Genomic DNA, 4,808 nt, shown 5'->3' with positions numbered 1-4,808 from the left:
GAATGCTTTTCTCCATCTCAAGCGCTGGCGAGGAATTGCCACACGGTATGCCAAAAGATGCGCCTCTTTTCTTGCCGACGTTCAAATTAGATGCATATCTTTGTGGGCAAACATAATTTGACGACACTATCTAGGGCATTTTCAGGTTGAAAGGCCTTGCGCTTCACGCCATACGGCCTGTCGTTTCGCGGAAAAAACGCGGTTTTTCCACTTGGTTTTGGCCGGTTGGCGCTGTGCCGCCGCCTCGCGTTTTGCCTTTTTAAAGACAAAACGTGTCACATGGCACGGCCGCCATACGTACCTGATGCGGAATCTTGCCCGGTACGGTGTGGAGGAGAGAGTCCGACACCGCCCGATGATGTGACGTAGTGTGAGACCGGGATGTCTTGACGCAATGTGGAAATTTTTCTACATAGAAGGGGAAAAATTTGTATGCGGAGTGACCGGATATGCCTAGTTTCCCCCCATACCTGCTCTCTCTCTCTCTCTCTCTCTCTCTCTCTCTTGCTGAAATAAACAGCGTCAGGGGCCAGTCGTCCTGCCGCCCAGTCGGCCGCCGCTGCGGGCGTGCAACCTCGGTCGGTCTGACGCTCACTGCTTTGTGCAGGCGCGTGGAGCAGGATCGTAAAGAGCGCAGGCTTGGTACGGTCTTTCCCGCCTGTTGCGCGCATCCCTCCGTCCTTATCGGACAGGAGAGGGCAGCCGCATGAGTCCTCTGTCCGTCAATCACAATCTCATGGCCTATGGCGTATCCCGTCAGTTGTCGGCGCATTACGACATGCTGGCGGACTCCGTGCGTCGCCTCTCCACCGGTCTGCGGGTGGAACGGGCAGCTGACGATGCGGCGGGGCTGGCCATCCGCGAGCTCATGCGGGCGGACATCCGGGCCCTGGGGCAGGGCGCACGCAACGCCAATGACGCTATCTCGCTCATCCGGACGGCGGACGGGGCCTTGCAGATCATCGACGAGAAGCTCATCCGCATGAAGGAGCTGGCCGAGCAGGCGGCCACCGGCACCTACGACTCCACGCAACGTCTCATCATCAACAGCGAATTCCAGCAAATGGCCTCGGAGATAGACCGCATCGCCAAGGCCACAGATTTCAACGGTGTGAAGCTGCTGGACGGCTCCCTTTCCGGCCAGCATGACGGTACCGGCGCGGGCAGCGCGGACGGTCTCTCCTCCACCGGGGCGCTCAAGGTGCACTTCGGTACGGCCAACGACAGCGCGGAGGACTATTACTATGTGGATATCGGAGACGCCACCCTTGCCGGTCTTGGCCTGCGCGAGGGCGCAACCGGGGGAGGTGGCGCAGGGGAAGGAGGAAAATTCGGAAATGTGCCCATTCTAGGGAATAAAATCCACCAAAATACGACGCAAGAATTTACGTCTGGCCAAATCTCATTTGCAATCATTCCTTCAGGAACAAAAAATATATCAATTACTATTGATGATTGCAGTCAAAATGATGATATACAAATTTTTACACGAGAGGGAAAACATTTATCAGGAGTAAAGCTATACGGTCCTGGCTGGAATAGCATGTTTACTAAAGATAACGGATTTCTTGCAAATGCTGCATATGATTCATCAAATTTAAATGGAAAAGATGGTGATATAACATTTCAAGGCTCAGATGTCTTTGAAAATTTTACTGTTGATGGGATGAATTTTAAGTATACAGGTAGCGATGCTGATCCATTTCCAGCAACTAGAAATCGTTTTGAAAAATTACAAATTGATAATGTTACAGAAGATCTCGTCATCATGGTCATAGGACAAGGGCGATTTACGATCAACGCTAGCTGGACGGCCATGCCCGGCGCGGGTGGTTTCGTACCTGGCGACCCCAACGGCGACATCATCTCCATCAGCACTCAGGAACTCGCCCAGCGAGCCTTGAACCGGCTGGACAACGCCATCGTCCGCAAGGATCAGATACGCGCCCACTTGGGCGCGACGTAGAATCGGCTGGAAAATACGGTGACCAACCTCAACGTGCAGGCCGAGAGTCTGCAGGCCGCCGAGTCCCGTATCTCGGATGTGGATGTAGCCACGGAGATGACGACATTCGTCCGCAACCAGGTACTTACCCAATCCGCCACCTCCATGCTGGCGCAGGCAAACGCCTTCCCGCATATGCTCTTGCAGCTCTTGAAAGGGTAGGGGCGGGCCGGTCGGCGCTGTGCCGCCGCCTCGCGTTGTGTCTTTTTCAAAGGCAAAACGCTCATGTGGTGAGAGCGGTGACGTCTGTTTGTTGTATCCCCTGCCTTGAAAGAGGGAAACGAAAAAAGCCCCTCCGCATACGCGGAAGGGCTTTTTTCATGCATTCGGTGGATGAGGCGTCTACAGGCAGCTCAGAGCTTCCATATCTTCGCTGGAGAGCAGGCGGTCCAGATCCAGCATGATCAGCAGACGGTCCTGCAGCTTGCCGACGCCGCTCACATAGTCGGACTCCACCCCCGCGACCACCGGTGGCGGCGGTTCCACCGTACTGGCCGGTATGCGGAGCACCTCGGAAACGGCATCCACCACAAAACCCACAATGATGTTATTGATTTCGATGACGATGATGCGCGTATTCTTGTCATGCCCACGAGGCGCGAGCCCAAACCGGCGACGCAGGTCGATGATGGGGATCACCTTGCCGCGCAAATTGATGACGCCTTCCACAAAGTCGGGCGCTCGCGGCACCTTGGTGATTTCCATGGTGCGGATGATCTCCTGCACCTTCAGGATGTTGACGCCGAACTCTTCCTCTCCGATGCTGAACGTCACGAGCTGGAGGAGCTGGTCATCCTGCTTTTTCTGATTCAAATCCATAGCTGCTCCTTGTGGGAAAAGCGTACCTAACCTTTGCTTTTCCTTATCGTCAGCCGCGGGCAAAGGCATAGGGCAACAGCAAAAAATAATCCTTTCCCGGCAGGAGCGCTTTCCCGCCTGCCGCCTGGCGTTTCCGGGGAAAAAACGCGGTTTTCCGCTTGGTTTGGGTCGGGCGGCATCGTGGCGCCGCCTCGCAAGTTGTCTTTTTCAAAGGCAACATGCGCTAAAAGCGCGCTGGGGAAGGGATGGGGGTTGGGGGAAGGGGAACCCCTCTCGCGCCGGCGGCGACCGAAAGGCAACCGCTGGCCGTGCCTGTTAGGCCGCAAGGCCTTACAGGCATCGACAGCAGAGCGGAGGGGTTCCCCTTCCCCCAAAAACAAGCAGGGAAAGTGCCGTCAGCTTCTACACCATGCGCGTGATGATATCCATGCGCTCGCCGGGCAGCAGCTTGATGGGCGGCACGTCGATGAGCGTGTGGCAGCCGGCTTCCATGCGCGTGGCCGCACGTGCGCAGGAGACGAGGATCTGCGCCGTGAGGGCGGGGTTGTTGATGCGCATGTCGAATTTGAGGATCTGGTTGTCCGTCATGCCGGATGCGCCGGTGCGCTCCATGAGGACGCCGTGGGACTGGTCGGCCACGAAGGAAAGTTCCTGACGGTCGCGGCACTGGCGCACATCCAGCGGATCATGGGCAAAGTAGTCGTCGGCCTTGATGCGGGCCGTCACGTCAGCCAGGTTCTGTCCTTCTTCCAGCACCACATAGACAAGGCGGGAATGACGACCGCCGCCCACGGGGATGGTGATGGATACGGCATCGGCCACGCCCTCGATGGCGCGGGCAGCCACGGAATGTCCCATGCTGCGGCCGCGGCCGAAATTGGTGAAGGTCACGCCCGTGGGGGCCATGGCTTCAAAAAGTGCGCGCATGACCGAGTCCGTGCCGGGGTCCCAGCCCGCCGCGGTGATGCTCACGGCCTTGCCGGTGCGGGCCGCCTTGTCCAGACGGGCCACGCTCTGCGGGATGTCGGTATGCACGTCGAAGCTGTCCACGCAGTTGTATCCCTTGAGCAGGAAGGCTTCCGCCGTGTCGGGGATGCTGCGGGAGGGGCCGCAGAGGGCGATGACGTCCGGGCGGCCCTGCGCCGCTTCCAGATCGGCAAGGCTGGCATATTCCGGCAGTCCGCGCAGGTCCTGCGCGCGGGTTCCCAGCGAATCGGCACGGCGGATGACGCCGAGGCAGCGGCAGTCAGGGGCCGCCAGGGCGGCTTCCACTACTTTGCAGCCGATATTGCCCAGACTGTGCACGGCAAGCGTAAATTCTTTCATGGTCATTCCTTTGGAAAAATGTCGGAAAAAATCCGCCGGAGCGGCGGAAAGTTTTTTGTAGGGGCAAGAGCCGTACCGCGTCAAGAGACGGGGAGACGTTCGTGCCCGAAAGAAAACGCGGGGAGCCGTCCGTGCGACGGGCTCCCCGCGTGGGGATCACAATGTCGTGGCTTCCGGTTCCCCGGCATCAGGCGCGGGCTCCGCGGCTTCCGGGGCCGTCGGGGCATCCCGATCCTCTGTGGCCGCTCCGTCGGGATCGGCGGCAGGGGGCGTCTGCCTGTCGGGGACGACCGCGCCATCCGCCGGAGCCATACCGTCCCCTCTGAGCGTGGACTGCCCGGCGGGCTTGTCCTCCGTCGTCCCGGCGGGCGCGGCTTCCGGCTTTTCCGCCTTTTCCGTTGCGGCGGGGGCTTCGGCAGAGGGCTCGCCTGCCGGTTCGGCGGTCGGGGCCTGATCGGCGGGCGTCGCGGAGGCATTCGGCGCAGCGGCGCTGTCGGAAGAAGCGGGCGTATCGGTGGACGTTTCCGCCGGATCGGCGGACGTCGCCGGGCTTTCCGGCGTGTCCGCGCTACCGGACGCGCCACCGTCGGCGGGCGGCAGGGTCTTCAGGTCGATGGGGGCCGGATACCACGGCGGCAGGGGCTTTTCATTCCGCTGC

Annotated in this window: 2 protein-coding genes and 4 pseudogenes; 3 read left to right on the top strand and 3 right to left on the bottom strand. The window is 59.6% G+C overall.

Annotated features, from left to right (window positions below; genetic code table 11):
• From Q0K00_RS11350 to Q0K00_RS11340, 3 pseudogenes are all read left to right on the top strand, one after another.
• Nucleotides 1–121 (top strand): annotated as a pseudogene (locus Q0K00_RS11350) (IS5/IS1182 family transposase); the annotation flags it as partial.
• Between the two features lie 585 nt (nucleotides 122–706).
• Nucleotides 707–1,285: pseudogene (locus tag Q0K00_RS11345) on the top strand (flagellin); the annotation flags it as partial.
• Nucleotides 1,286–1,867: 582 nt separating this feature from the next.
• Nucleotides 1,868–2,167 (top strand): annotated as a pseudogene (locus Q0K00_RS11340) (flagellin); the annotation flags it as partial.
• 180 nt (nucleotides 2,168–2,347) lie between these two features.
• Here the strand turns inward: Q0K00_RS11340 and Q0K00_RS11335 are convergent.
• The 3 genes and pseudogenes from Q0K00_RS11335 to Q0K00_RS11325 all read right to left on the bottom strand — a co-directional run.
• Nucleotides 2,348–2,824: a chemotaxis protein CheW gene (locus Q0K00_RS11335; RefSeq protein WP_297229607.1), complete on the bottom strand. Its 477-nt coding sequence runs from the start codon at nucleotides 2,822–2,824 to the stop codon at nucleotides 2,348–2,350.
• Nucleotides 2,825–3,226: 402 nt separating this feature from the next.
• Complete coding sequence (locus Q0K00_RS11330; protein ID WP_297229605.1) at nucleotides 3,227–4,150, bottom strand: diaminopimelate dehydrogenase; 924 nt, start codon at nucleotides 4,148–4,150, stop codon at nucleotides 3,227–3,229.
• A gap of 156 nt (nucleotides 4,151–4,306) precedes the next feature.
• Nucleotides 4,307–4,808, bottom strand: a pseudogene (locus tag Q0K00_RS11325) (hypothetical protein); the annotation flags it as partial.

This window comes from uncultured Desulfovibrio sp. (assembly GCF_944327235.1).
Taxonomy (GTDB): Bacteria; Desulfobacterota; Desulfovibrionia; order Desulfovibrionales; family Desulfovibrionaceae; genus Desulfovibrio.
This window is presented reverse-complemented; position numbering and strand designations above follow the sequence as displayed.

Coding starts and splice junctions, on each gene's coding strand:
- Q0K00_RS11330 (WP_297229605.1), bottom strand. CDS start 4,150: ATGAAAGAATTTACGCTTGCCGTGCACAGTCTGGGCAATATCGGCTGC.
- Q0K00_RS11335 (WP_297229607.1), bottom strand. CDS start 2,824: ATGGATTTGAATCAGAAAAAGCAGGATGACCAGCTCCTCCAGCTCGTG.